This is a genomic window from Parendozoicomonas sp. 209JJ7-1, from assembly GCF_058147085.1.
The window spans coordinates 1-471 of record NZ_JBYVJU010000163.1 but is presented as its reverse complement, the minus strand read 5'-3'; the positions used below and the strand labels follow the sequence as shown (position 1 = coordinate 471).

Annotated in this window: 1 protein-coding gene; it reads right to left on the bottom strand. The window is 47.8% G+C overall.

Annotated features, from left to right (window positions below; genetic code table 11):
- Positions 1-471: hypothetical protein (locus tag ACY2RQ_RS19845; protein ID WP_490114744.1), on the bottom strand; the 471-nt coding region annotated here is incomplete at both ends.

Sequence of the window (471 nt, the reverse complement as noted above, 5' to 3'; positions counted from 1 at the left end):
CCATGTGCGTCCCTGTAGAAAATTGTAAGATTCGGGTTCGCTTCATCTTTTGTTATGCAGGTTCTCCCGCCCATTGGAGCAATATGTGAAGAGTGATAACCCTCTGTTGACAGGCTCACCTGAGCGGTTATATCCAACGCACTGGTAAGCACCGCCTGATGATTCCAATCGCATTGGGCATTAAATGCTGAAGTATGTCTGTCCATGAATGGATATAGGCCATGCAGCCCCATCAGCACACGCCCCGTCCTCTGGACGTGTGCCTCATTAATAATGGTATAGTTAAAGGGTGTAAAATCGACCCCGACCAGAAACGGGCCTTTGTTCAAATCTGCACAGCAATATGAAAGGCCAGAAAAATAGGGGCACAGGAGTTCACTCCTGTTGTAGTCTACGATTTTCCCGGTCTTGTCTTTCTTGGGAACCGCAGCCCAGACGCCCATGTTGACAACTGTTTCATTTCCTATATCA